22 protein-coding genes are annotated in these 25,956 nt (G+C 70.0%); 18 read left to right on the plus strand and 4 right to left on the minus strand.

Features of this window, described 5'->3' with window-relative positions:
* Positions 1-12 precede the first annotated feature (12 nt).
* Together AB0912_RS08015 and AB0912_RS08020 are read left to right on the plus strand one after the other, a co-directional pair.
* Positions 13-612 (plus strand): hypothetical protein, encoded by a 600-nt coding sequence (locus AB0912_RS08015; RefSeq protein ID WP_366697109.1) that lies wholly within the window; start codon positions 13-15, stop codon positions 610-612.
* Positions 613-833: 221 nt separating this feature from the next.
* Positions 834-1,529, plus strand: coding sequence for a demethylmenaquinone methyltransferase (locus AB0912_RS08020; protein WP_366697110.1), 696 nt, complete (start codon positions 834-836; stop codon positions 1,527-1,529).
* Positions 1,530-1,596: 67 nt separating this feature from the next.
* Here AB0912_RS08020 and AB0912_RS08025 read toward each other — a convergent pair whose 3' ends face one another.
* On the minus strand, positions 1,597-2,103 hold the full coding sequence (locus tag AB0912_RS08025) for a GNAT family N-acetyltransferase (protein WP_366697111.1): 507 nt from the start codon (positions 2,101-2,103) through the stop codon (positions 1,597-1,599).
* Between the two features lie 97 nt (positions 2,104-2,200).
* Between AB0912_RS08025 and AB0912_RS08030 the strand changes: the two genes are divergently transcribed.
* A complete protein-coding gene (locus tag AB0912_RS08030) occupies positions 2,201-3,502 on the plus strand; it encodes a geranylgeranyl reductase family protein (protein ID WP_366697112.1) in 1,302 nt (433 codons plus the stop codon).
* Positions 3,503-3,603: 101 nt separating this feature from the next.
* Here AB0912_RS08030 and def read toward each other — a convergent pair whose 3' ends face one another.
* On the minus strand, positions 3,604-4,239 hold the full coding sequence (gene def, locus AB0912_RS08035; RefSeq protein ID WP_366697113.1) for a peptide deformylase: 636 nt from the start codon (positions 4,237-4,239) through the stop codon (positions 3,604-3,606).
* A 185-nt stretch (positions 4,240-4,424) separates the two neighbouring features.
* Positions 4,425-5,276, minus strand: coding sequence for a C40 family peptidase (locus AB0912_RS08040; RefSeq protein WP_366697114.1), 852 nt, complete (start codon positions 5,274-5,276; stop codon positions 4,425-4,427).
* Positions 5,277-5,986: 710 nt separating this feature from the next.
* On the opposite strand from AB0912_RS08040, the gene AB0912_RS08045 reads away from it, so the two are divergent.
* From AB0912_RS08045 to recQ, 15 genes are all read left to right on the plus strand, one after another.
* Positions 5,987-6,346, plus strand: coding sequence for an NADH-quinone oxidoreductase subunit A (locus AB0912_RS08045; protein WP_007383963.1), 360 nt, complete (start codon positions 5,987-5,989; stop codon positions 6,344-6,346).
* 14 nt (positions 6,347-6,360) lie between these two features.
* The gene (locus AB0912_RS08050) at positions 6,361-6,915 is read left to right on the plus strand and encodes an NADH-quinone oxidoreductase subunit B family protein (RefSeq protein WP_010041554.1); all 555 of its coding nucleotides are present in this window, start codon (positions 6,361-6,363) and stop codon (positions 6,913-6,915) included.
* A complete protein-coding gene (locus AB0912_RS08055) occupies positions 6,912-7,652 on the plus strand; it encodes an NADH-quinone oxidoreductase subunit C (RefSeq protein ID WP_366697115.1) in 741 nt (246 codons plus the stop codon). Before AB0912_RS08050 ends, AB0912_RS08055 begins: the two co-directional genes overlap by 4 nt.
* The gene (locus AB0912_RS08060) at positions 7,649-8,989 is read left to right on the plus strand and encodes an NADH-quinone oxidoreductase subunit D (protein WP_366697116.1); all 1,341 of its coding nucleotides are present in this window, start codon (positions 7,649-7,651) and stop codon (positions 8,987-8,989) included. Before AB0912_RS08055 ends, AB0912_RS08060 begins: the two co-directional genes overlap by 4 nt.
* Positions 8,986-9,876 carry an NADH-quinone oxidoreductase subunit NuoE gene (gene nuoE / locus AB0912_RS08065; RefSeq protein ID WP_366697117.1) on the plus strand — a complete coding sequence of 297 codons (891 nt, stop codon included), beginning with the start codon at positions 8,986-8,988 and terminating at the stop codon, positions 9,874-9,876. The genes AB0912_RS08060 and nuoE overlap by 4 nt, the downstream gene beginning before the upstream one ends.
* The gene (nuoF, locus tag AB0912_RS08070) at positions 9,873-11,225 is read left to right on the plus strand and encodes an NADH-quinone oxidoreductase subunit NuoF (RefSeq protein WP_366697118.1); all 1,353 of its coding nucleotides are present in this window, start codon (positions 9,873-9,875) and stop codon (positions 11,223-11,225) included. The genes nuoE and nuoF overlap by 4 nt, the downstream gene beginning before the upstream one ends.
* Positions 11,222-13,726 carry an NADH-quinone oxidoreductase subunit G gene (locus AB0912_RS08075; protein WP_366697119.1) on the plus strand — a complete coding sequence of 835 codons (2,505 nt, stop codon included), beginning with the start codon at positions 11,222-11,224 and terminating at the stop codon, positions 13,724-13,726. The genes nuoF and AB0912_RS08075 overlap by 4 nt, the downstream gene beginning before the upstream one ends.
* Positions 13,723-15,096, plus strand: coding sequence for an NADH-quinone oxidoreductase subunit NuoH (nuoH, locus tag AB0912_RS08080; RefSeq protein ID WP_366697120.1), 1,374 nt, complete (start codon positions 13,723-13,725; stop codon positions 15,094-15,096). Before AB0912_RS08075 ends, nuoH begins: the two co-directional genes overlap by 4 nt.
* A complete protein-coding gene (nuoI, locus tag AB0912_RS08085; protein WP_366697121.1) occupies positions 15,089-15,742 on the plus strand; it encodes an NADH-quinone oxidoreductase subunit NuoI in 654 nt (217 codons plus the stop codon). Before nuoH ends, nuoI begins: the two co-directional genes overlap by 8 nt.
* Positions 15,739-16,554, plus strand: coding sequence for an NADH-quinone oxidoreductase subunit J (locus AB0912_RS08090; protein WP_366697122.1), 816 nt, complete (start codon positions 15,739-15,741; stop codon positions 16,552-16,554). The genes nuoI and AB0912_RS08090 overlap by 4 nt, the downstream gene beginning before the upstream one ends.
* Complete coding sequence (gene nuoK, locus AB0912_RS08095) at positions 16,551-16,850, plus strand: NADH-quinone oxidoreductase subunit NuoK (protein ID WP_081218793.1); 300 nt, start codon at positions 16,551-16,553, stop codon at positions 16,848-16,850. The genes AB0912_RS08090 and nuoK overlap by 4 nt, the downstream gene beginning before the upstream one ends.
* A gap of 14 nt (positions 16,851-16,864) precedes the next feature.
* The gene (nuoL, locus tag AB0912_RS08100) at positions 16,865-18,778 is read left to right on the plus strand and encodes an NADH-quinone oxidoreductase subunit L (protein ID WP_366697123.1); all 1,914 of its coding nucleotides are present in this window, start codon (positions 16,865-16,867) and stop codon (positions 18,776-18,778) included.
* Positions 18,779-18,783: 5 nt separating this feature from the next.
* Positions 18,784-20,355, plus strand: coding sequence for an NADH-quinone oxidoreductase subunit M (locus AB0912_RS08105; protein ID WP_366697124.1), 1,572 nt, complete (start codon positions 18,784-18,786; stop codon positions 20,353-20,355).
* Complete coding sequence (nuoN, locus tag AB0912_RS08110) at positions 20,352-22,010, plus strand: NADH-quinone oxidoreductase subunit NuoN (RefSeq protein WP_366697125.1); 1,659 nt, start codon at positions 20,352-20,354, stop codon at positions 22,008-22,010. The genes AB0912_RS08105 and nuoN overlap by 4 nt, the downstream gene beginning before the upstream one ends.
* A 287-nt stretch (positions 22,011-22,297) precedes the next feature.
* The gene (gene recQ, locus AB0912_RS08115; RefSeq protein WP_366697219.1) at positions 22,298-24,394 is read left to right on the plus strand and encodes a DNA helicase RecQ; all 2,097 of its coding nucleotides are present in this window, start codon (positions 22,298-22,300) and stop codon (positions 24,392-24,394) included.
* A 159-nt stretch (positions 24,395-24,553) separates the two neighbouring features.
* Here recQ and fahA read toward each other — a convergent pair whose 3' ends face one another.
* Positions 24,554-25,783, minus strand: a complete 1,230-nt coding sequence (gene fahA / locus AB0912_RS08120) for a fumarylacetoacetase (RefSeq protein WP_366697126.1) — start codon at positions 25,781-25,783, stop codon at positions 24,554-24,556.
* Between the last annotated feature and the right edge of the window lie 173 nt (positions 25,784-25,956).

Below are 25,956 nucleotides of genomic sequence, written 5' to 3' on the forward strand. Positions count from 1 at the left end.
ACTGAAGCCACGATGCTGACGATTCACACCGCCGAGCGGTCGCCCGAGACGGCGGTACTGGTCGACGGGTCCGCCGTCGCCGCCGTCGGCCCGTACGAGGAACTGGCCGCCGCCCGGCCGGACGCGCGGGTGCGGCGCTGGCCCGGCATCCTCACCCCGGGCCTGCTGAACCCGTACGGCCCCGAGCTGCTGGAGGCCACCTACCACCCGGACCCGCGCGAGGCCGAGGGCTTCGGCACCGAGCCCATCGGCGGGGAACGCGCCCGGCGGATCTTCCGCGCCGACCCCGCCCGCCTCGGCGCGAGCGCGCGGCGCGGTGTCCAGCGCATGCTGGCGCACGGCACGGTGGCGGTTGCCGGGGAGCTGCGGTCGCGCGCCGTGCTCGACGCGGTGCGCCGGGCCGGCCTCGCGGTGGGCCGGCGGCCCGACCGGCTCCCGGGGCCGGCGGCGCTGTCCCCGGCCCCGCTGATCCTGCTGCCCGCCCTGGCGCCGGGCGGTCCCGCCCGCTTCGCCGTCTTCGACGTCGCCGACCGCACCGAACTGGTCGCGCGCGGCGCCGGAACGTGCGTGGCGACCGTGATCGGCGGACGGCTGGTGTACCGGGGCCGCTGACCACGGCCTTGGCGTACCGGGGCCGCTGACCACGGCCGGCCCTGGTGTACCGGGGCCTCTGATCTCGGCCGGCCCTGGTGTACCGGGGCCGCTGATCACGGCGGGGTACGTGCGGCCCGGTCGCGGTCTACGGACGTGCGTACGGCGGGGTACGTGCGGCCGGTCGCGGCCTACGGCCGGGCGCCGCCGTGTCGGCCGGGGGCTCCTGCCACAATGGGTGGGTGACCCGCGCATCCCTGGACAAGCAGCCGCACGAAGTCGCCTCGATGTTCGACGACGTGGCGGAACGGTACGACCTGACGAACGACCTGCTGTCGCTCGGCCAGGACCGGGTGTGGCGCAAGGAGGTCGCGAGGGCGGTCGACGCGCGCCCCGCGCAGAAGATCCTCGACCTGGCGGCGGGTACGGCGACCTCGTCCCTGCCGTTCGCGCGCAGTGGCGCGTACGTCGTCCCCTGCGACTTCTCCCTCGGCATGCTCCGTGTGGGCAAGCGCAACCACCCGTGGCTGCCGCTGACCGCCGGTGACGCGACGAAGCTGCCCTTCAAGGACGACACCTTCGACGCCGTCACGATCTCCTTCGGACTGCGCAACGTCCAGGACACCGACACGGCCCTCGGCGAGCTGTACCGCGTGACCAAGCCCGGCGGGCGCGTCGTGATCTGCGAGTTCTCGCACCCCACCTGGGCGCCGTTCCGCACCGTCTACACCGAGTACCTGATGCGCGCGCTGCCCCCGGTCGCCCGCGCGGTCTCCTCGAACCCCGAGGCGTACGTCTATCTCGCCGAGTCCATCCGCGCCTGGCCGACCCAGCCGGAACTGGCCGAGCGGCTGCGCAAGGCGGGCTGGTCCCGTACCGCCTGGCGCAACCTCTCCGGCGGCATCGTGGCCCTCCACCGGGGCTTCAAGCAGGCCTGAGCGAACGGGGGTTCGGGCGGCCAGCCCTGGGTGGCTGCACCGTCCCACCGCGAGGCGAGCCGACTCCTCACAGGGCCAGCCGGTAGCGGTGGCCCTCCGCCTTCGAGGACGGGAGCGTGAACCGCTCCGCCAGTTCCATGCCGAGCCGTCTGGTCACCGCGATGGAACGGGCGTTGCCCGCGTTGACCATCGCCGTCACGTCCGTGACGCCCGCCGAACGGACCCGCTCCAGGGTCGTCAATGCCGCCGCCGTGACGCACCCCTTGCCCCAGTGCGCCCGGCCGAGCCGCCAGCCGATCTCGATCTGCCCGGTGGGCCCCCACGCGTGCGGCCACGGCTGCGCGCCGGTGAAGCCCAGCACCTCGCCCCCGGCGTCGACCATCGTCCACAGGCAGAACCCGTACTCCGCGTCGTGCCGCCGCTGGCGGGCGGTGAGTTCCTCGTACACGGACAGCTCGGCCGCGCGGCCCCCGTGGAACTCCATGACCTCCGGGTCGTCGAAGACCCGGTGCCAGGCATGGGCGTCCTCGTCGGTGGGGACGCGCAGCCGTACGTCGGGGAGAGCTAGGTTCACGGGGCAGCCCTTCAGCCGGTGATCGGTACCGCTGCATAGACTGCCCATGTCCAGTGCCCGTCGGCACGTTGATTTCGAGCCTTGGGGAGACCCCGCCGTGACCGAGCCCCAGCCCCTCTCCGAAAACACCGCCGACGTCATCGTCGTCGGGGCCGGGCCAGCCGGTTCCACCACCGCCTACTACCTGGCGAAGGCGGGGCTCGACGTCCTGCTGCTGGAGAAGACCGCCTTCCCTCGCGAGAAGGTCTGCGGCGACGGACTGACCCCGCGCGCCACCAAGCAGCTCGTGTCGATGGGCATCGACATCTCCGAGGAAGCCGGCTGGCTCCGCAACAAGGGGCTGCGCATCATCGGCGGCGGCGTCCGGCTCCAGCTGGACTGGCCGGATCTCGCCTCCTTCCCCGACTACGGACTCGTACGGAAGCGGGACGATTTCGACGAGCAGTTGGCGCGGCAGGCGCAGAAGGCGGGCGCCCGGCTGTACGAGCGCTGCAACGTCGGCGCCCCGATCGTCGACGACCGCACCGGCAGCATCACCGGCGTCCACGCGAAGCTCGGCGACGCCGACTCCAAGGAGAAGCGGGAGGTCACCTTCCACGCCCCGCTGGTGGTGGCCGCCGACGGCAACTCCAGCCGCCTCTCCCTCGCGATGGGCCTGCACCGCCGCGAGGACCGCCCGATGGGCGTCGCCGTGCGTACGTACTTCACCTCGCCGCGTCACGACGACGACTACCTGGAGTCCTGGCTGGAGCTGTGGGACCGCCGGGGTGCCCAGGACCGGCTGCTGCCCGGCTACGGCTGGATCTTCGGCATGGGCGACGGCACCTCGAACGTCGGCCTCGGCGTCCTCAACACCTCCGACTCCTTCAAGGAGCTGGACTGGCGCGAGGTCCTGAAGGCGTGGTGCGCCTCGATGCCGGAGGACTGGGGCTACACCCCGGAGAACATGACCGGCCCGATCCGCGGCGCCGCCCTGCCGATGGCCTTCAACCGCCAGCCGCACTACACCAAGGGCCTGTTGCTGGTCGGTGACGCCGGCGGCCTGGTGAACCCCTTCAACGGCGAGGGCATCGCCTACGCCATGGAGTCCGGCCAGATCGCCGCCGACGTGATCGTCCAGGCCCACGCGCGCGCCACCCCGGGCCAGCGCGAACTGGCGCTCCAGCGCTACCCGCGCGTCCTGAAGGACACCTACGGCGGGTACTACACGCTCGGCCGAGCCTTCGTGAAGCTCATCGGCAACCCGAAGGTCATGAAGATCGCCGCCCAGCGCGGTCTGACCCACCCGATGCTGATGAGGTTCACCCTGAAGATGCTGGCGAACCTCACCGACCCGACCGGCGGCGACGCCGCGGACCGCATCATCAACGGCCTCTCGAAGGTGGCCCCGAAGGCCTGACCCCCTCCCGACGACGCGAGCGGCTGTCCGGGCAGTAGGAAAGCGGCGGCCCGGACAGCAGGGGAGCGGCTGTCCGACCGCCCGTCACCCTCGACCGTCCGTCACCCTCGGCTGCCCGTCAGCGCCGACTCCTTGGCGGCGCGGCGGGCCATGACCTCCTCGCGCCGTTCGGCGACCTGACGCAGGGCCTCCTTGCGGTCGCGGCGGGCGAGGCGGTCCAGGTAGACATGGCCGTCGAGGTGGTCGCTCTCATGCGCCAGGCACCGCGCGAAGTACCCCGTCCCCTCGATGACCAGGGCGTTCCCGTCCTTGTCGACACCGCGTACGACGGCGTGGTCGGGGCGGGGCACGTCCACGACGGCCCCGGGGACGGACAGGCACCCCTCGCCCTCGTCCAGCAGCCGCCGGCCGGACGGCGCGAGGCGCTCCAGGACGGGGTTGGCGATATGGCCGACGTGCCGGTTCCCGTCGTCGTCGGGGCAGTCGTAGACGAAGAGGCGCAGATCCACCCCGACCTGGTTCGCGGCCAGACCCGCGCCGTCGGCCACGTACATGGTCAGGAACATGTCGTCGATGAGCGCGGCGAGGTCGGGGCCGAACTCGGTCACGTCCCGGCAGGGCCGGTGCAGGACCTCCTCGCCGACCTCGGTGATCCGCCGGACGGTGCCCCGGCGGGCTTCCGGCGAGAGCGCCGGGTACGAGCCGACGGGGCTTCCCTGGACGAACACACGGGGCATCGCTGTCTCCTTCGGGTGCGCGGGCACCGCGGCCGGCGGCGGCCCGCCGACTCCCCGGCGCCGAGCCACACTCTCCCGCACCGGCGGAGCCCACCGGGCCCGAACAGCCCGAACCCGGAAACCCGAACAGCCCGAAGGACCGCCTCCCCGTGCGGGGAAGCGGTCCTCGGGATGTCACCCGCGGGTCAGAGCACGCGCACCGCGCCCGTCGCCGGGTAGCCCGAGAGATCCTGGATCACGACGCCCTTGGAGGGGTTGGCCGCGTCGAGGTACTGCCCGCCACCGATGTACACGCCGACGTGGTACGCCGAGCCGGCCGAACCCCAGTACAGGATGTCGCCGACCTGGACATTCGACAGCGAAACCGGCGTACCGGCCGTCGACTGGGCTTCCGAGACGCGCGGCAGGTCGACGCCGACCTGCCGGAACGCCGCCTGGACCAGACCCGAGCAGTCCCACGCGTTGGGTCCGGTGCCGCCCATCACGTACGCGTCGCCGACCTGGGCCTTCAGGAAGGCGATGACCGTCGCGACGCTGCCGCTCGCCGGGGCGGAGACGTTCGTCGACGCGGACGAGCCGGCCGAGGGGGCGCTGGAGGCGGACAGGACGGTCCGCTCCGTGGAGCGGGAGACGGCCTGGGCCGCCGCGGCCTTCCGCGCGGCCTCGGCCTTCTTCTTGGCCTCCGCCTTCTTCTTGGCGTCGGCCAGGTCGGCCTTGGCCTGCTTGGCGGCCTTCGCGGCGGCCGCGTCGCGCTCCGCCTGGAGCTCGTAGTTGGCCGCGGCCTGCTGAGTGGCGTCCGCGGACTGCGCGACCTGCGTGGCCAGGTCGGCCGTCAGGGTCGGCAGTTCGAGCGTCTGCGTGACGGGCTCGGCGGCGTTCGCCGAACCGGCCGCCCCGGCCACGGCCAGGGTGCTGAGAACGCCACCGGCAACTCCGGCGCGCATCGCGAGCGACGACGCGTTGCGACGGGGCTTCCGGTGGCTTCGTATGTGAGCGGTGTGGGACATGGGTACAAGCGGTACCAGCAGCTCCTCCATACCTTCAAGAAACGTGTGGTGCGCCACAGTTGTTCAATCGACGGCCGAATTCAACGCGCGTCACTCTTTATTGACGCCGTAACGGGCATTGCGGACACCGTCCACCAGGCCCGTGATCATGGCCTTTCAGTAATACGTCCGAATTGCCCCCTGCCTAGCATCGGTTGAGGCCGGTGGCCAAGCCCGGCTTATCTGACACACAGGTAGATGTGGTGCAGGTCACGGAACGGTCACCGGCGCCGGTGCGTCCCGCGCGCACGGCCGGCCCGCTCCGCTCGTGAACGCGTGCACGCGTCCACGCCCGTCCCCTCTTGTCCTCCGAAGTGTGAACACCGCGCACTATCAAGGGCGTGCGTCCAGCGCCAATTTGCATGCAGGGGAAGTCTCTTGATATGGAGACGCCGCCTCGGACCTGCGATGACGAGCGGAAATGTCACCTCTGGTGATCGACCGGACGCTTCGCGTGTGAAGATCACTGCTCATCCGACTTCATGATCGTTCGTCAGGTGGTGGAGATCACAAAGCTTGTGGAATACCCCGTGTCGCAGATCACAGACCGCCGGGCATAAGATGCGAGGCAGTTGGGCTTGTGACCTGCTTCACATGTCCGCGATCTTCGCCGGGACGGGTGGGGTTCGCGGTGCTGCCGAGGCGGGAGCGCGGGCCCTCGAACCGCCACCAGTCAGTGCCGACTGAGAGGAGCGAGGAGCGTGAACGCGTATGCGCCGATCCTCGTACTGGGAGCCCTCGGGGCAGGCTTTGCGATCTTCTCCGTGGTCATGGCCACGCTGATCGGTCCGAAGCGGTACAACCGCGCCAAGCTCGAAGCCTACGAGTGCGGCATCGAGCCGACGCCCACGCCGGCCGGCGGCGGGCGTTTTCCCATCAAGTACTACCTGACGGCGATGCTCTTCATCGTCTTCGACATCGAGATCGTCTTCCTCTACCCCTGGGCCGTCACCTTCGACGCCCTGGGTGTTTTCGGGCTCGTGGAGATGCTGCTCTTCGTGCTCACCGTCTTCGTCGCGTACGCGTACGTATGGCGGCGCGGCGGCCTGGAATGGGACTGAGGGGCCTTTAAGACATGGGACTCGAAGAAAAGCTGCCGAGCGGATTCCTGCTGACCACGGTCGAGCAGGCCGCGGGCTGGGTGCGCAAGTCGTCCGTCTTCCCCGCGACATTCGGACTCGCCTGCTGCGCCATCGAGATGATGACGACCGGCGCCGGGCGCTACGACCTGGCGCGCTTCGGTATGGAGGTGTTCCGCGGATCGCCCCGCCAGGCCGACCTGATGATCGTGGCCGGCCGGGTCAGCCAGAAGATGGCGCCGGTGCTGCGGCAGGTCTACGACCAGATGCCCAATCCCAAGTGGGTCATTTCCATGGGGGTTTGTGCGTCATCGGGCGGAATGTTCAATAACTACGCCATTGTGCAGGGCGTCGACCACATCGTCCCGGTCGACATCTATTTGCCCGGATGCCCGCCGCGGCCCGAGATGCTGATGGACGCGATTCTCAAGCTCCACCAGAAGATCCAGACCTCCAAGCTCGGCGTCAACGCCGAGGAGGCGGCCCGCGAGGCGGAGGAAGCGGCGCTCAAGGCGCTCCCCACCATCGAGATGAAGGGCCTGCTGCGGTGAGCGACGCGAACGGCAACGGCGTCAACCCCGAGAAGGATCTCGGCGCCTCCAACCTTCCCGGCCAGCGGGGCGACCAGGGCGAGGAGATCCGCGTCCAGCGCGGCATGTTCGGCGCCAACAACGGCGGCGACACCTCCGGCTACGGCGGCCTCGTCCGCTCGATCCGCCTCCCCGGCCCGGCCAACCGCCCCTACGGCGGCTGGTTCGACGAAGTGGCCGACGAACTGGAAGGCGCCCTGGAGGAACAGGGACTCGTCCCCGAGAACGCCATCGACAAGACGGTCGTCGACCGCGACGAGATCACCTTCCACATCGAGCGCGAGCACCTGGTCCGCGTCGCCCGGACCCTGCGCGACGACCCGGCGCTCCGCTTCGAGCTGTGCACCGGCGTCTCCGGGGTGCACTACCCGCACGACAAGGGCCGCGAGCTGCACGCCGTCTACCACCTGCGCTCGATCACCCACAACCGGCTGATCCGGCTGGAGGTCAGCGTCCCCGACGCCGACCCGCACATCCCCTCGCTCGTCTCCGTCTACCCGACGAACGACTGGCACGAGCGCGAGACGTACGACTTCTTCGGGCTGATCTTCGACGGTCACCCGGCGCTGACGCGGATCATGATGCCGGACGACTGGCAGGGCTTCCCGCAGCGCAAGGACTACCCCCTCGGCGGCATCCCCGTCGAGTACAAGGGCGCCCAGATCCCGGCTCCGGACCAGCGGAGGTCGTACTCATGAGCACGCAGACCCCTTCCGGGGCATCGGCCGCATCCCCCCGCGAGACGACCGAGGGCACCGTCTACACGGTCACCGGCGGCGACTGGGACGAGATCGCCCAGACCGCGGCCAAGTCCGACGACGAGCGCATCATCGTCAACATGGGCCCGCAGCACCCGTCCACCCACGGTGTGCTCCGGCTCATCCTGGAGATCGACGGCGAGACCGTCACCGAGGCCCGATGCGGCATCGGCTACCTCCACACCGGCATCGAGAAGAACCTCGAGTTCCGCACGTGGACCCAGGGCACCACGTTCGTGACGCGGATGGACTACCTGACGCCGTTCTTCAACGAGACGGCCTACTGTCTCGGCGTCGAGAAGCTCCTCGGCATCACCGACCAGATCCCCGACCGCGCCTCGATCATCCGCGTGCTCCTCATGGAGCTGAACCGGCTCTCCTCCCACCTGGTGTGCATCGCCACCGGCGGCATGGAGCTGGGCGCCACCACGATCATGATCTACGGCTTCCGCGACCGGGAACTCATTCTCGACATCTACGAGCTGATCACCGGCCTGCGGATGAACCACGCGTACATCCGCCCCGGCGGACTCGCCCAGGACCTGCCGCCCGGTGCGGTGGACCAGATCCGCGAGTTCGTGAAGAAGATGAAGAAGAACCTCCCCGAGTACGACAAGCTCGCCACCGGAAACCCCATCTTCAAGGCCCGTATGCAGGACGTCGGCTACCTCGACCTGGCCGGCTGCATGGCCCTCGGCGCCACCGGCCCGGTCCTGCGCTCGGCGGGCCTGCCCCACGACCTGCGCAAGTCCCAGCCGTACTGCGGCTACGAGACCTACGACTTCGAGGTCCCGACCGCCGACACCTGCGACTCCTACGGGCGCTTCCTGATCCGCCTGGAGGAGATGCGCCAGTCGCTGCGGATCGTCGAACAGTGCCTGGACCGGCTGCAGCCCGGCCCGGTCATGGTCGCCGACAAGAAGATCGCCTGGCCCGCCCAGCTCGCGCTCGGCCCTGACGGTCTCGGCAACTCGCTCGACCACATCAAGAAGATCATGGGCACCTCCATGGAAGCCCTGATCCACCACTTCAAGCTGGTGACCGAGGGCTTCCGCGTGCCGCCGGGACAGGCGTACGCGGCGGTCGAGTCGCCCAAGGGCGAACTCGGGGTGCACGTCACCTCCGACGGAGGCACCCGCCCCTACCGGGTCCACTTCCGCGACCCGTCCTTCACCAACCTGCAGGCGATGGCGGCGATGTGCGAGGGCGGCCAGGTCGCCGACGTCATCGTCGCCGTCGCGTCCATCGACCCCGTGATGGGAGGCGTCGACCGGTGACCACCACCCCCGAGGGCGTCAGCCTGGGCATGCCCCAACTGCCCGCGCCCGCCTACCCGGACGACGTCCGAGCCCGGCTGGAGGCGGACGCGCGCGAGATCATCGCCCGCTACCCCGACTCCCGCTCGGCCCTCCTTCCGTTGCTGCATCTCGTGCAGTCGCAGGAGGGCCACGTCACGCGCACCGGACAGCAGTTCTGCGCGGACGTCCTCGGTCTGACGACCGCCGAGGTCAACGCGGTCGCGACCTTCTACTCCATGTACCGCCGCAAGCCGAGCGGCGACTACCAGGTGGGTGTCTGCACCAACACCCTGTGCGCCGTGATGGGCGGCGACGCGATCTTCGAGGCCCTCCAGGACCACCTGGGCGTGGGCAACGGAGAGACCACCGGTGACGGCAAGGTCACGCTGGAGCACATCGAGTGCAACGCGGCCTGCGACTTCGCCCCGGTCGTGATGGTCAACTGGGAGTTCTTCGACAACCAGACCGTGGACTCGGCCAAGCGCCTCGTCGACGACCTGCGCGCGGGAGCCGACGTCGAGCCGACCCGCGGTGCCCGGCTGTGCACCTTCAAGGACACCGCCCGGATTCTGGCCGGCTTCCCCGACGAGCGCGAGGGCGCCGTGGAGGCCGGCGGCAGCGCGGGCCACGCCTCCCTGGTGGGGCTGCGGCTGGCCAAGGGGGAGACTGGTCCAGCGCGCGTGGTGCATCCGCGCGGCGGCGGAGAGGCACCGAGGGACCGGACTTCCGAGGACCGCGCTGCCGAGGACCGCACGCCCTCGGACCAGCCGCCGGCCGGACACCAGAGTTCGCACGACGCGCCGCAGGACACGTCGGCTTCCGACCCGTCCCATCCCGCGGGCCCGGTCGCAGAGGAGGGGGAGTGATGACCTTGGCAGCAGAGATCAACGAGACGAGTCCCGAAAAGCTGCTCGCACCCGTGCTGTCGGCCTTCTGGGACGAGGACAAGTCCTGGACGCTGGACGTCTACAAGAGGCACGAAGGGTACGAGGGCCTGCGCAAGGCACTCGCCATGTCGCCGGACGACCTGATCGCCTACGTCAAGGACTCCGGACTGCGCGGCCGCGGCGGCGCGGGATTCCCCACCGGAATGAAATGGCAGTTCATTCCGCAGGGGGACGGTAAACCACACTATCTAGTTGTCAACGCCGACGAATCGGAGCCGGGCACCTGCAAGGACATCCCGCTCCTCTTCGCGAACCCGCATAGCCTCATCGAGGGCATTGTGATCGCGTGTTATGCCATTCGGTCTTCGCATGCGTTCATCTATCTGCGTGGTGAAGTGGTCCCCGTACTGCGGCGGTTGCACGAAGCCGTACGCGAGGCGTACGAGGCGGGCTACCTCGGCGAGAACATCCTGGGCAGCGGACTCGACCTCCAGCTCACCGTGCACGCGGGCGCGGGCGCGTACATCTGTGGTGAAGAGACCGCACTGCTCGACTCGCTCGAAGGACGCCGTGGACAACCGCGGCTCCGACCCCCTTTCCCTGCTGTCGCGGGACTCTATGCGTGCCCGACTGTGGTGAATAACGTCGAATCCATCGCGTCGGTTCCCGCGATTCTGCAAAAGGGCAAAGACTGGTTCAAGTCGATGGGCAGCGAGAAGTCCCCGGGCTTCACGCTCTACTCGCTCAGCGGCCATGTCGCCAGCCCCGGCCAGTACGAGGCGCCGCTCGGCATCACCCTGCGCCAACTCCTCGACATGAGCGGCGGGATGCGCCCCGGCCACCGGCTGAAGTTCTGGACGCCGGGCGGCTCCTCGACCCCGATGTTCACCGACGAGCATCTCGACGTCCCCCTTGATTACGAAGGAGTGGGCGCCGCGGGTTCCATGCTCGGCACGAAAGCACTCCAGTGCTTCGACGAGACGACCTGTGTCGTCCGCGCCGTGACCCGCTGGACCGAGTTCTACGCCCACGAGTCCTGCGGCAAGTGCACGCCCTGCCGCGAAGGCACCTACTGGCTCGTGCAGTTGCTGCGCGACATCGAGGCCGGCAAGGGCGTCATGTCCGACCTCGACAAGCTGAACGACATCGCCGACAACATCAACGGCAAGTCCTTCTGCGCCCTCGGCGACGGTGCCGCCTCGCCGATCTTCTCCTCGCTCAAGTACTTCCGCGACGAGTACGAGCAGCACATCACGGGCCGCGGCTGCCCCTTCGACCCGGCCAGGTCGACGGCCTGGGCGGACAAGCACACGGAGGTGAACGCATGACAGTGACCACCAGCGCTCCCTCCGGAGGCGGGGAAGCGGCGGTCCCCCCGGAGGACCTGGTCGCGCTGACCATCGACGGCGTCGAGATCAGCGTGCCCAAGGGCACCCTGGTCATCCGGGCCGCCGAACAGCTCGGCATCGAGATCCCCCGGTTCTGCGACCACCCGCTCCTCGACCCGGCCGGCGCCTGCCGGCAGTGCATCGTCGAGGTCGAGGGCCAGCGCAAGCCCATGGCGTCCTGCACGATCACCTGTACGGACGGGATGGTCGTCAAGACCCAGCTCACCTCGCCGGTCGCCGAGAAGGCGCAGCACGGCGTGATGGAGCTGCTGCTCATCAACCACCCGCTGGACTGCCCGGTCTGCGACAAGGGCGGCGAGTGCCCCCTGCAGAACCAGGCGATGTCGCACGGCAACGCCGAGTCCCGCTTCGAGGGCCGCAAGCGGACCTACGAGAAGCCGGTCCCGATCTCCACGCAGGTCCTGCTCGACCGTGAGCGGTGCGTGCTGTGCGCCCGCTGCACCCGCTTCTCCAACCAGATCGCGGGCGACCCGATGATCGAGCTGATCGAGCGGGGCGCGCTCCAGCAGGTCGGTACCGGGGACGGCGACCCCTTCGAGTCGTACTTCTCCGGGAACACGATCCAGATCTGTCCGGTGGGCGCGCTGACGTCGGCGGCGTACCGCTTCCGTTCGCGCCCCTTCGACCTGATCTCCTCGCCGTCGGTGTGCGAGCACTGCTCCGGCGGCTGCGCGACCCGCACCGACCACCGGCGTGGCAAGGTCATGCGGCGGCTGGCCGCCGCCGACCCCGAGGTCAACGAGGAGTGGGTCTGCGACAAGGGGCGGTTCGGGTTCCGGTACGCGCAGCAGCGCGACCGCCTCGACACGCCGCTGGTGCGCAACGCGGACGGCGTCCTGGAGCCCGCTTCCTGGCCGGAGGCCCTGGAGGCGGCGGCGCGCGGACTGACCGCGGCCCGCGGCCGGACCGGTGTCCTCGCGGGAGGCCGGCTCACCGTCGAGGATGCCTACGCGTACAGCAAGTTCGCGCGCGTGGCCCTCGACACGAACGACATCGACTTCCGCGCGCGCGTGCACAGCTCCGAGGAGGCCGACTTCCTGGCCGCCAAGGTCGCCGGACGCGGACGGGATCTCGACGGTACGGGCGTCACGTACACCTCCCTGGAGAAGGCGCCCGCCGTTCTGCTGGTGGGCTTCGAGTCCGAGGAGGAGGCGCCCGGCGTCTTCCTGCGGCTGCGCAAGGCCTGGCGCGGGCACGGCCAGAAGACCTACGCGCTCGCCACCCACGCCACCCCCGGCCTGGCGAAGGCGGGCGGCACGCTGCTGCCGGCCGCGCCCGGCACCGAGACCGAGTGGCTGGACGCGCTCGCGAGCGGGGTCGGCCTCGAAGGGGACGGCGCGACGGCCGCCGAGGCGCTGCGCGCCGAGGGGTCGGTGATCGCCGTCGGAGAGCGGCTGGCCGCCGTGGCGGGCGGGCTCACCGCCGCGGTCCGGGCGGCCGCCGCCATCGGCGCCCACCTGGTGTGGATTCCGCGCCGGGCGGGCGAGCGCGGTGCGATCGAGGCGGGTGCGCTGCCCTCGCTGCTGCCGGGCGGACGCCCGGCGACCGACCCGCGCGCGCGGGAGGAGGTCGCGGCCGCCTGGGGCGTCTCCGAACTCCCGCACCGCTACGGCCGCGACACCGGCCAGATCGTCGAGGCCGCCGTGGCGGGCGAACTGCGCGCGCTGCTGGTCGCGGGCGTGGAGGTCGCCGACCTTCCCGACCCGGCACGCGCGCGTGAGGCCCTGTCCGAGGTGGGCTTCCTGGTCTCGCTCGAACTGCGGCCGAGTGAGGTCACCGACCACGCGGACGTCGTCCTGCCGGTCGCCGCGGTCGCGGAGAAGTCCGGCAGCTTCCTCAACTGGGAAGGCCGGCTGCGGTCCTTCGAGGCGGCGCTCAAGCCCGAGCAGATGACCCGCAACCTGTCGCCCACCGACGCGCGCGTGCTGCAGATGCTGGCCGACGCCATGGACGTACACCTGGGGCTGCCGGATCTGCGCACCGCGCGCGGGGAGCTGAACCGGCTCGGTGCATGGGACGGGCCGCACGCGTCCGAACCCCTGGAGACCGGGGCGCAGTTGCCGCGTCCGGCCGCCGGGGAAGCCGTACTGGCGGGCCACCGGCTGCTTCTCGACCAGGGGCTCCTCCAGCAGGGCGACGAGGCGCTCGCCGGGACCCGGCACGCCGCCCACGCGCGCGTGTCGCCCGCCACGGCCGCCGAGGCGGGCGTCGGGAACGGTGACGTCCTCGCCGTGACGGGACCCGCCGGGGTGGTCGAACTCCCGCTCCAGGTCACGGAGATGCCCGACCGGGTGGTCTGGCTCCCGCTGAACTCGACCGGCGGGGGCGTCGCCTCCGACACCGGGGCGCTGCCCGGCGCACTCGTCCGCATCGGCCCGGCGGCCATCGCCGCCGAGGCCCCCAAGGAGGTGGAGGCATGACGCCGTACCTCGCCGCTGAAGACCTCTCGATGTTCGGCCGCGACCCCTGGTGGCTGGTCGTCGTCAAGGCGGTCTTCTGCTTCGCCTTCCTGATGGTGACCGTGCTGTTCTCCATCGTGTGGGAGCGCAAGGTCGTCGCCTGGATGCAGTTGCGCATCGGCCCCAACCGGCACGGTCCCTGGGGGATGCTCCAGTCGCTCGCCGACGGCGTCAAGCTGATGCTGAAGGAAGACGTCATCGTCAAACGCGCGGACAAGGTGGTCTACGTCCTCGCGCCCGTCGTCGCCGCCATCCCGGCGTTCATGGCGATCGCGGTGATCCCCTTCGGGCCCGCCGACAACCAGGTCTCGATCTTCGGGCAGCGCACCACGATGCAGCTCACCGACCTGCCGATCGCGATGCTCTTCATCCTCGCGGTCGCCTCGGTGGGCATCTACGGGATCGTGCTCGCCGGCTGGAGTTCCGGGTCGACGTACCCGCTGCTCGGCGGCCTGCGGTCCTGCGCCCAGATGATCTCGTACGAGATCGCCATGGGCGCGGCCTTCGCCTCGGTGTTCCTGTACTCGGGGTCGATGTCGACCTCGACGATCGTCGAGCAGCAGCACGACCGCTGGTACATCCTGCTGCTGCCGGTGTCGTTCCTGATCTACATCGTGACCATGGTCGGCGAGACCAACCGGGCCCCGTTCGACATGCCGGAGTCCGAGGGCGACCTCGTCGGCGGCTTCAACACCGAGTACTCGTCCATCAAGTTCGCGCTGTTCATGCTCGCCGAGTACGTGAACATGGTGACGGTCTCGGCCGTGTCGACGACGCTCTTCCTGGGCGGCTGGCGGGCCCCGTGGCCGATCAGCACCTTCTGGGAGGGCGCCAACCACGGCTGGTGGCCGATGCTCTGGTTCGTGGTGAAGGTGCAGCTCCTGCTGTTCTTCTTCATCTGGCTGCGCGGCACGCTGCCGCGCGTCCGCTACGACCAGTTGATGAAGCTGGGCTGGAAGGTCCTCATCCCGGTCTCCGTGGTCTGGCTGATGCTCGTCGCGACGGTCCGGACGCTGCGCAACGAGAACTACGACTTCGCGGACATCGCCCTGTACGTGGGCGGAGGCGTCCTGGTCCTGCTGTTGCTGTCGTTCGCGGCGGACATCTTCCGCGACAAGCAGAAGGCCGGGGACATGCCCGCCGAGCCGGCCGCCTTCGACCCGATGGCGGGCGGATTCCCCGTGCCGCCGCTGCCCGGCCAGGAGCTGCCGCCGGTGCCCCGGCGCCGTCCGCGCCGCGAGCGGGAGCTGATTGTCAGTGGCGGGTCCGATACTGCGAGTGACGGATCGACTGCCGGATCTCGTGACGGAAAGGAGGGGTCCGATGGCTGAGGAGCCGAAGGAGACCAAACCGGGTTTCCAGAACCCCGTCGCCGGTTTCGGCGTGACCTTCAAGGCCATGTTCAAGAAGCGGCTGACCGAGCAGTACCCGGAGCAGCCGAAGACCACTGCGCCGCGGTTCCACGGCCGGCACCAGCTCAACCGTCATCCGGACGGTCTGGAGAAGTGCGTCGGCTGTGAGCTGTGCGCCTGGGCCTGCCCGGCGGACGCCATCTACGTGGAGGGCGCGGACAACACCGACGAGGAGCGCTACTCCCCGGGCGAGCGGTACGGCCGCGTCTACCAGATCAACTACGCCCGCTGCATCCTGTGCGGCCTGTGCATCGAGGCGTGCCCCACGCGCGCGCTGACGATGACGAACGAGTTCGAGCTTGCGGACAGCAGCCGCGCCAACCTCATCTACACCAAGGAGCAGTTGCTCGCAGGTCTGGAGGAGGGCATGGTCGACTCGCCGCACTCGATCTTCCCGGGCACGGACGAGCAGGACTACTACCGGGGTCTGGTGACCGAGGCGGCGCCCGGCACGGAGCGTCAGGTGGCCGTGTCCAAGGGCGAGTTCTACCCGGCGGGCAGCCCTTCAAAGAGCGCCTCGGAGAGCCCCTCGGGCTTGCCGGCGGAGAAGGGGGCGCAGGCATGAGCGAGCTGGCCGCGTACTCGACCTCCACCGGCGAGGCCTTCCAGTTCTGGGTCCTCGGCACGGTCGCGGTGATCGGCGCCCTGTGCACCGTCTTCATGAGGAAGGCCGTGCACAGCGCGCTGTGCCTCGCCGGGACCATGATCATCCTGGCGGTGTTCTACCTCGCCAACGGCGCGTACTTCCTGGGCATCGTCCAGATCGTCGTCTACACCGGCGCGATCATGATGCTGTTCCTCTTCGTCGTCATGCTCGTCGGTGTCACCGCGGCGGACTCCCTGAAGGAGACCATCAAGGGGCAGCGCTGGCTCGCCCTGCTCTGCGGACTCGGCTTCGGCGTCCTGCTGTTCGCCGGGATCGGCAACGCGTCGGTCAAGGACTTCGACGGCCTGGCGAAGGCGAACGCGAACGGCAACGTGGAGGGCCTGGCCGCCCTCATCTTCACGAAGTACGTGTTCGCCTTCGAGATCACCGGCGCCCTGCTCATCACGGCCGCCGTCGGCGCCATGGTGCTGACGCACCGCGAGCGCACCGAGCGGGCCAAGACGCAGCGCGAGCTGTCCGAGCAGCGGGTCCGCGAGGGCAAGCACGTACCGCCGCTGCCGGCCCCCGGTGTCTACGCCCGGCACAACGCCGTGGACATCGCCGGGCTGCTCCCGGACGGCACCCCGTCCGAGCTGACCGTCAGCAAGACGCTGCGCGACCGCGGGCAGATCCGTGACGTGTCGGCGGACGCGCTCAGCGACCTGAAGGCGCTGGAGCAGCGTGCCGAGGAGCGCCTTGAGCGCACGAAGCCGGAGGAGGCGTCCAAGTGAATCCGGTCAACTACCTCTATCTCGCCGCCCTGTTGTTCACGATCGGCGCCACCGGCGTGCTGATCAGGCGGAACGCGATCGTGGTGTTCATGTGCGTCGAGCTGATGCTCAACGCCTGCAACCTCGCCTTCGTCGCCTTCTCCCGCCTGCACGGCAATCTCGACGGCCAGATCTTCGCCTTCTTCACCATGGTCGTCGCCGCCGCGGAGGTCGTGGTCGGGCTCGCGATCATCGTGTCGCTGTTCCGTTCCCGCCACTCGGCCTCGGTCGACGACGCCAGCCTGATGAAGCTGTAAGGGGTCGCTGAATCGTGGACAATCTCATTGCGCTGCTGATCGCGGCGCCTCTGCTCGGAGCGGCCGTACTGCTGTGCGGCGGCCGGCGGCTGGACGCCGTCGGCCACTGGATCGGCACCGCGCTCGCGGCGGCCTCCTTCGTGATCGGCGTCGTGCTCTTCACCGACATGCTGGGCAAGGGCGCCGAGGACCGCTCCCTGACCCAGCACCTGTTCACCTGGATCCCCGTGGGGGGCTTCAAGGCGGACGTCGGCTTCCAGCTCGACCAGTTGTCGATGACGTTCGTGCTGCTGATCACCGGCGTCGGCTCGCTCATCCACGTGTACTCGATGGGGTACATGGAGCACGACGAGCGCCGCCGCCGTTTCTTCGGCTATCTGAACCTGTTCCTCGCGGCGATGCTGCTGCTCGTCCTCGCCGACAACTACCTGTTGCTGTACGTCGGCTGGGAGGGCGTCGGTCTCGCCTCGTACCTGCTGATCGGTTTCTGGCAGCACAAGCCCAGCGCCGCCACCGCCGCGAAGAAGGCCTTCCTGGTCAACCGCGTCGGCGACATGGGCCTGTCCATCGCCATCATGCTGATGTTCACCACCTTCGGGACGTTCGCCTTCGGTCCCGTGCTCGGCACCGAGGAGCACCCGGGCCTGGTCGGGGACGCCACGGAGGGCAAGCTGACCGCCGTCGCCCTGATGCTGCTGCTCGCCGCGTGCGGCAAGTCGGCCCAGGTGCCGCTGCAGTCCTGGCTCGGGGACGCGATGGAGGGCCCGACCCCGGTCTCGGCCCTCATCCACGCGGCGACCATGGTGACCGCCGGCGTGTACCTGATCGTGCGCTCGGCCAACGTGTTCAACGCGGCGCCCGACGCCCAGCTCGTCGTCACCGTCGTCGGCGGTGTCACGCTCCTGTTCGGTGCGATCGTCGGTTGCGCTAAGGACGACATCAAGAAGGCGCTGGCCGGCTCGACCATGTCGCAGATCGGCTACATGGTGCTCGCCGCGGGCCTCGGCCCCATCGGCTACGTCTTCGCGATCATGCACCTGGTGACACACGGCTTCTTCAAGGCGGGGCTCTTCCTCGGCGCCGGTTCGGTCATGCACGGCATGAACGACGAGGTGGACATGCGGAAGTTCGGCGGTCTGCGGAAGTACATGCCGGTCACCTTCGTGACCTTCGGCCTCGGCTACCTCGCGATCATCGGGTTCCCGGGCCTGTCCGGCTTCTTCTCCAAGGACAAGATCATCGAGGCGGCCTTCGCCAAGGGCGGCACCGAGGGCTGGATCCTCGGCGGTGTGGCCCTGCTGGGCGCCGCGATCACCGCGTACTACATGACCCGCGTGATGATCCTGACGTTCTTCGGCGAGAAGCGCTGGCAGCCCGACGCGGACGGCCACGAGCCGCACCCGCACGAGTCGCCCGGCTCCATGACGATCCCCATGATCGTGCTGGCCTTCGGGTCGGTGTTCGCCGGCGGCTTCTTCGGTATCGGCGACCGCTTCCTGCACTGGCTGGAGCCGGTCACCGGGCACACGGAGGGCGACTCGCCCGTCAGCGCGCTCACCGTCACGGTGGCCACCATGGTCCTGCTGGTCGTCGGCGCGGGCATCGCCTACCTCCAGTACGGCCGCAGTTCCGTCCCGGTCGTCGCTCCGCGCGGTTCCCTGCTCACCCGGGCCGCCCGGCGCGACCTGCTCCAGGACGACTTCAACCATGTCGTGCTGGTGCGCGGCGGTGAGCACCTCACCCGCTCCCTGGTGTACGTCGACCACACCCTGGTCGACGGAGTCGTCAACGGCACGGCCGCCTCGGTGGGCGGTCTCTCCGGGCGGCTGCGCAAACTGCAGAACGGCTACGCACGCAGTTACGCGGTCTCGATGTTCGGCGGTGCGGCCATCCTCGTCGCCGCGACCCTGCTGATGAGGGCGGTCTGATACCGATGTCCTTTCCTCTGCTGACAGCGACGGCGGTGCTCCCGGCGCTCGGGGCGATCGCCACGGCCGCCGTGCCGGCCGCCCGGCGGGTCGCCGCCAAGTGGCTCGCGCTGCTGGTCTCCCTGGGCACCCTCGCGCTCGCGGTGGTCACCCTGGTGCGCTTCGACCCGGGCGGTGACCGCTACCAGCTCACCGAATCGCACGCCTGGATCGCGGACTTCGGGGTGCGCTACGAGCTGGGTGTGGACGGCATCGGGGTGGCGCTCGTCGCGCTCACCGCGCTGCTGATGCCGTTCGTGATCCTGGCGGGCTGGCACGACGCCGACCCGCACGAGACCGGCAGCAAGCGGTGGCGGCCCACGCAGGGCTTCTTCGCCCTGATCCTGGCCGTCGAGGCGATGGTGATCATCTCCTTCGAGGCCACCGACGTCTTCCTCTTCTACATCTTCTTCGAAGCCATGCTCATCCCGATGTACTTCCTCATCGGCGGCTTCGGGGACCGTGCCCACGAGCACGGTGACGAGGCGGCGGCGACCCAGCGCTCGTACGCCGCGGTCAAGTTCCTCCTCTACAACCTGGTCGGCGGACTGATCATGCTGGCCGCGGTGATCGGACTGTACGTGGTGGCGGGGAACTTCTCGCTCCAGGAGATCGTCCAGGCGCGGGCCGACGGCTCGCTGCACATGGCGACCAGCACCGAGCGGTGGCTGTTCCTCGGCTTCTTCTTCGCCTTCGCGGTGAAGGCGCCGCTGTGGCCGCTGCACACCTGGCTGCCCAACGCCATGGGTGAGGCCACCGCCCCGGTCGCGGTGCTGATCACGGCGGTCGTCGACAAGGTCGGCACCTTCGCGATGCTCCGCTTCTGCCTCCAGCTCTTCCCGGAGGCCAGCAAGTGGGCGACGCCCGTGATCCTCGTCCTGGCGCTGATCAGCATCATCTACGGGGCGCTGCTCGCGGTCGGCCAGCGTGACATCAAGCGGCTGGTCGCGTACGCGTCGATCTCGCACTTCGGCTTCATCATCCTCGGCATCTTCGCGATGACCAGCCAGGGCCAGTCGGGCGCGACGCTCTACATGGTCAACCACGGGATCTCGACGGCCGCCCTGATGCTGGTGGCCGGCTTCCTGATCTCGCGGCGCGGCTCGCGTCTGATCGCCGACTACGGAGGGGTGCAGAAGGTCGCCCCGGTGCTCGCGGGCACCTTCCTGATCGGCGGTCTAGCGACCCTCTCGCTGCCGGGGCTCGCGCCCTTCGTGAGCGAGTTCCTGGTCCTGGTGGGCACGTTCGCGCGCTACCCGGCCGTCGGCATCATCGCCACCTTCGGCATCGTCCTCGCCGCGCTCTACACCCTCGTCCTGTACCAGCGGACGATGACGGGCCCGGTCAAGGCGGAGGTCGCCGAGATGCCGGACCTCAGGGTGCGTGAGCTTCTGGTGGTCGCCCCGTTGATCGCTCTGCTGATCTTCCTGGGCGTCTACCCGAAGCCGGTCACCGACATCGTCAACCCGGCGGTCAAGCAGACCATGTCAGACGTACACAAGAAGGACCCCCAGCCCGAGGTGGAGGCGGCCAAGTGAGCGCATCAGCCGTCCACAGCCTGTGGACAACGGCGGCCGTCGCGGCCGATCCGATCCCCAAGATCAACGCGCCGAAGATCGAGTACGGGCAATTGTCCCCGGTCTTGATCGTTCTCGGCGCCGCGGTCATCGGGATCCTGATCGAGGCCTTCGTGCCGCGCAAGTCCCGCTACTACGCACAGGTGTTCGTCGCCGTCGTCGCACTCGCCGCCGCGTTCGCCGCGGTGGTCGCGCTCGCGGCCGGCGGATACGGCACGACCAAGGCGCACATCGCCGCCATGGGCGCCATCGCGGTCGACGGACCGGCCCTGTTCCTCCAGGGCACGATCCTGCTGGCCGCACTGCTCGGCGTGTTCACCTTCGCCGAGCGGCGCCTCGACCCCGAGGCGCACGGGAACCGCGTCGACTCCTTCGCCGCCCAGGCCGCCTCCGTGCCCGGCAGCGACAGCGAGAAGGCGGCCGTCACGGCCGGGTTCACCACCACCGAGGTGTTCCCGCTGCTGCTCTTCGCGGTCAGCGGCATGCTGGTCTTCCCGGCGGCCAACGACCTGCTGACGCTGTTCATCGCCCTGGAGGTCTTCTCCCTCCCGCTGTACCTGCTCTGCGCCCTGGCCCGCCGCAAGCGGCTCATGTCGCAGGAGGCCGCCGTGAAGTACTTCCTGCTCGGCGCCTTCGCCTCCGCGTTCACCCTCTTCGGCATCGCCCTGCTGTACGGCTACGCGGGCTCGGTCTCGTACGCGACGATCTCGCAGGTCGTCGACGGCACGCTCACCAGCGTCGACCCGGCGCTCGCCGGCACCATGGGCAACGACGTGCTCCTGCTCATCGGCAGCGCCCTGATCGTCATGGGCCTGCTCTTCAAGGTCGGCGCGGTGCCCTTCCACATGTGGACACCGGACGTCTACCAGGGAGCACCGACCCCGGTCACCGGCTTCATGGCCGCGGCGACGAAGGTGGCCGCGTTCGGCGCGCTGCTGCGTCTGCTGTACGTCGTCCTGCCTGGCCTGCGCTGGGACTGGCGGCCGGTCATGTGGGCGGTGGCGATCGTCACCATGCTGGGCGGCGCGATCGTCGCGATCACCCAGACCGACATCAAGCGGCTGCTGGCGTACTCCTCGATCGCGCACGCGGGATTCATCCTCGCGGGTGTCATCGCGACCTCGCCCGACGGTGTCTCGTCGGTGCTGTTCTACCTGGCCGCGTACTCGTTCGTGACGATCGGCGCCTTCGCCGTCGTCACCCTCGTCCGGGACGCGGGCGGCGAGGCCACGCACCTGTCCAAGTGGGCGGGCCTCGGCCGCAGGTCCCCGTTGGTGGCCGCGGTGTTCGCGATCTTCTTGCTCGCCTTCGCGGGCATCCCGCTGACCTCCGGGTTCGCCGGGAAGTTCGCCGTGTTCAAGGCGGCGGCCGAGGGCGGCGCGGGCGCGCTGGTCGTGGTCGGTGTGATCTCCTCGGCGATCGCCGCGTTCTTCTACATCCGTGTGATCGTGCTGATGTTCTTCAGCGAGCCGAAGCCGGAGGGGCCGACGGTCGCCGTGCCCTCCCCGCTGACCATGACCGCCATCGCGGTCGGTGTGGCGGTCACGCTGGTGCTGGGTGTGGCACCCCAGTACTTCCTGGACCTGGCCGGCCAGGCCGGCGTCTTCGTGCGCTGAGCACCGGGCACCGCCGTCACACGGGCCGGGCCCCGCTTCCCCACCGGGAGCGGGGCCCGGCCCGTCTCAGTGTGCCGAGCGCCGACTATGGCGATTACGCCGAGCGTGCCGAGTGGCCGAGCGTGCCGAAGGCGCTGACTGCGCGGAGGTCAGGCGGCCCGGACCGCTCATGGGTTCGATGCGTAGGGAAGTCGGACGGTCGCAGCCTGTGGACAACTCTCGGGCTGTCGGCGCGGCCCCCTATCGTGGACGCAGTGGTCGAGGCGCGACGTACGGGGGACAGGACGATGGGCGGGACGGGTGTGATGACCGGAGCGGACGCGACGGAGACGCTGAGGGAGAGCGAGGCGCTGGCCACCCTCCACCGGGTCTTCGGATACGACTCCTTCCGCGGTGAGCAGGAAGCGATCATCGAGCACGTGGTGGCGGGCGGTGACGCCGTCGTGCTGATGCCGACCGGCGGCGGCAAGTCCCTCTGCTACCAGATTCCGTCCCTGGTCAGGCCAGGCACGGGCATCGTGGTGTCGCCGCTCATCGCGCTCATGCAGGACCAGGTGGACGCGCTGCGGGCGCTGGGCGTGCGCGCCGGGTTCATGAACTCCACGCAGGACTTCGACGAGCGGCGCGTGGTCGAGGCGGAGTTCCTGGCCGGCGAGCTGGACCTGCTCTACCTCGCCCCGGAGCGGCTGCGCCTGGAGTCCACGCTGGACCTGATCTCCCGGGCGAAGGTCTCCCTGTTCGCGATCGACGAGGCGCACTGTGTCGCCCAGTGGGGGCACGACTTCCGCCCCGACTATCTGGCGCTGTCGCTGCTCGGCGAGCGCTGGCCGGACGTCCCGCGGCTCGCGCTGACGGCCACCGCCACCCGGGCGACGCACAAGGAGATCACCCAGCGTCTGGGCATGCCGGCCGCCCGACACTTCGAGGCGAGCTTCGACCGGCCCAACATCCAGTACCGGATCGTGCCCAAGGCCGACCCCAAGAAGCAGTTGCTGTCCTTCCTGCGCGAGGAGCACGCGGGCGACGCGGGCATCGTCTACTGCCTCTCGCGCAACTCCGTGGAGAAGACGGCCGAGTTCCTCTCGCGCAACGGCATCGAGGCAGTGCCGTACCACGCGGGTCTGGACTCGGGGACCCGTGCCGCCCACCAGTCGCGCTTCCTGCGCGAGGAGGGGCTCGTGGTGGTCGCCACGATCGCCTTCGGCATGGGCATCGACAAGCCGGACGTACGGTTCGTCGCCCACCTCGACCTGCCGAAGTCGGTGGAGGGCTACTACCAGGAGACGGGCCGCGCGGGCCGGGACGGACTGCCGTCCACCGCGTGGATGGCCTACGGCCTGCAGGACGTGGTCCAGCAGCGCAAGCTGATCCAGGGCTCGGAAGGTGACGAGGCGTTCCGCCGCCGGGCCGCCTCCCACCTGGACGCGATGCTCGCCCTGTGCGAGACGGCGCAGTGCCGGCGCTCCCAGCTCCTCGCCTACTTCGGCCAGGACCCGAACACCCCGGCCTGTGGGAACTGCGACACCTGCCTGACGCCCCCGGAGACCTGGGACGGCACGGTCGCCGCGCAGAAGCTGCTCTCCACGGTGGTGCGCCTCCAGCGGGAGCGGGGACAGAAGTTCGGCGCGGGGCAGATCATCGACATCCTGCTCGGCCGGAAGACCGCCAAGGTGATCCAGTTCGACCACGACCAGTTGTCCGTCTTCGGGATCGGCGCGGAGCTGGCCGAGTCCGAATGGCGCGGTGTGGTCAGACAGTTGCTGGCCCAGGGCCTGATCGCGGTCGAGGGGGAGTACGGCACGCTGGTGCTGACCGACGCGAGCGGGACCGTGCTGCGGCGTGAGCGCGACGTGCCGCTGCGCAAGGAGCCGCCGAAGCCGGTGGCCTCCCGCTCGTCGGGCTCCAAGGGCGAGCGGAAGGCGAAGGCCGCCGCCGCGGCGGCCGAGCTGCCGGCCGAACTCGTCCCGGCCTTCGAGGCGTTGCGTGCCTGGCGCGCCGAGCAGGCCCGCGAGCAGGGCGTCCCGGCGTACGTGATCTTCCACGACGCCACGCTGAGAGAGATCGCCACGGTGTGGCCGACCACGGTGAGAGACCTGGGCACCATCAGCGGGGTGGGCGAGAAGAAGCTCGCCACCTACGGGGAGGGAGTGATCGCGGTGCTCGCCTCCCTGGGCGACAGCGCACCCTCGACCACCTCGGTGCCGGCGTCCGGCGCGGCAACCGCGGGCCGGGAAGGGGCGACCCCGGCGTCCGGCGCGGCAACCCCGGGCCGGGGAGCGGCGACCCCGGCCCCGGTATCCGTCTCCGCCTCGGCGGCCGGCCACGCCCCGGACCCGGACTGGCCCGAGCTGGACCAGGAGCCGGAGCCCGAGGACTGGATGTAGCGGGCGCGAGGCCGGCCTCGCCGGGAGGGGACACCCGCCGAGAGCCGAGAGCCGAGAGCCGAGAGCCGAGAGCCGGTAGGCGGTAGGCGGTAGCGCGGTGGACTCACGGTGGCCAGGGCCCTGGCCACCGTGACGGAACCTCCCGCCAGGCAGCGCCGGTTACCCGGTGACGGCCGGGGCGATGCGGCCGCGGACCTCGCCCAGGCCCACCCGGCTGCCGCCCGGGCCGGGTGCCCAGGCGGTCAGGGTGACCTCGTCGCCGTCCTCCAGGAACGTGCGCTTGCCGTCGGGGAGTTCGAGGGCGTCGCGTCCGTTCCAGGTGAGTTCGAGGAGGGAGCCGCGCTCGGCGTCGGCGGAGCCGCTGACGGTGCCGGAGCCGTAGAGGTCGCCGGTGCGCAGGGAGGCGCCGTTGACCGTCATGTGCGCCAGTTGCTGGGCGGCCGTCCAGTACATGGTGGAGAAGGGCGGCTCGGAGACGACGTGTCCGTTGACGGCGACCGAGATCCGCAGGTCGTAGCCGCCCGGGTCCTCGGAGGAGTCGTCCAGGTAGGGGAGAAGGGGGTGCGTGCGGGCCGGGGGTGCGATCCGGGCGTCGTCGAGGGCGTCGAGCGGGGTGATCCAGGCCGACACGGACGTGGCGAAGGACTTGCCGAGGAACGGGCCGAGGGGGACGTACTCCCAGGCCTGGAGGTCGCGCGCGGACCAGTCGTTGAGGAGGCAGAGGCCGAAGACGTGGTCACGGTAGTCGCCGAGGCCGACCGGCCGGCCCATCTCGGAGGGGGTGCCGACGACGAAGCCGACCTCCGCCTCGATGTCCAGGCGGATCGACGGCCCGAAGACGGGGGCGGCGTCGGCGGGGGCCTTGCGCTGGCCCGAGGGGCGCACCACGTCCGTACCGGAGACCACGACCGTGCCGGAGCGGCCGTGGTAGCCGATCGGCAGGTGCTTCCAGTTGGGGGTGAGGGGGTCGGCCGCATCGGGACGGAAGATCTGGCCGACGTTCCGGGCGTGGTTCTCGGAGGCGTAGAAGTCGACGTAGTCGGCGACGGTGAAGGGGAGGTGGAGCGTCACCTCGGAGAGGGGGTGCAGGTGCGGGGAGAGGGTGTCCCGGTGGGCCGGGACGGTCACCCATGCCGTCAGCGCGCGCCGGACGTCGGACCAGGCGGTGCGGCCGGCGGCGAGGAGCGGATCGAGGGTCGGCTGGGCGAGCAGGCCCGCGTAGGGCGAGCCGAGTGCCCTGGCCGCGGCGCCCGCGTCGAGCACGTGGTCACCGAGGCGGACGCCCACGCGACGCTCGGCGGCGTCGGTCGCGCCGGCCGGGGAGAAGACGCCGTACGGGAGGTTGTGCGGGCCGAAGGGATCGCCCTCGGGGACATCGAAGGGGGGCATCGGTAGGTGCCTCGCTCTCGGGTTCGTACTCGCCATGTCATCCGTGCGTGCCACGCGTTTCATGTGGTCGGGGCACACGTTACGGGGGAGGACCGCGCAGCGGCAGTGTCTAAAGAGTTTGCAATGTCCGAATTGGCCTTGTCGGACGCGGCAATTCCGGCTTAGCGTCCTTT

The organism is Streptomyces sp. NPDC007084, from assembly GCF_040703595.1.
Classification (GTDB): Bacteria; Actinomycetota; Actinomycetes; order Streptomycetales; family Streptomycetaceae; genus Streptomyces.

Coding starts and splice junctions, on each gene's coding strand:
- def (WP_366697113.1), bottom strand. CDS start 4,239: ATGCCCCGTGTGTTCGTCCAGGGAAGCCCCGTCGGCTCGTACCCGGCG.
- nuoH (WP_366697120.1), top strand. CDS start 13,723: ATGACGCCGTACCTCGCCGCTGAAGACCTCTCGATGTTCGGCCGCGAC.
- AB0912_RS08060 (WP_366697116.1), top strand. CDS start 7,649: ATGAGCACGCAGACCCCTTCCGGGGCATCGGCCGCATCCCCCCGCGAG.
- AB0912_RS08090 (WP_366697122.1), top strand. CDS start 15,739: ATGAGCGAGCTGGCCGCGTACTCGACCTCCACCGGCGAGGCCTTCCAG.
- nuoI (WP_366697121.1), top strand. CDS start 15,089: ATGGCTGAGGAGCCGAAGGAGACCAAACCGGGTTTCCAGAACCCCGTC.
- fahA (WP_366697126.1), bottom strand. CDS start 25,783: ATGCCCCCCTTCGATGTCCCCGAGGGCGATCCCTTCGGCCCGCACAAC.
- AB0912_RS08050 (WP_010041554.1), top strand. CDS start 6,361: ATGGGACTCGAAGAAAAGCTGCCGAGCGGATTCCTGCTGACCACGGTC.
- AB0912_RS08040 (WP_366697114.1), bottom strand. CDS start 5,276: ATGGAGGAGCTGCTGGTACCGCTTGTACCCATGTCCCACACCGCTCAC.
- AB0912_RS08105 (WP_366697124.1), top strand. CDS start 18,784: ATGTCCTTTCCTCTGCTGACAGCGACGGCGGTGCTCCCGGCGCTCGGG.
- recQ (WP_366697219.1), top strand. CDS start 22,298: ATGGGCGGGACGGGTGTGATGACCGGAGCGGACGCGACGGAGACGCTG.
- AB0912_RS08015 (WP_366697109.1), top strand. CDS start 13: ATGCTGACGATTCACACCGCCGAGCGGTCGCCCGAGACGGCGGTACTG.
- AB0912_RS08075 (WP_366697119.1), top strand. CDS start 11,222: ATGACAGTGACCACCAGCGCTCCCTCCGGAGGCGGGGAAGCGGCGGTC.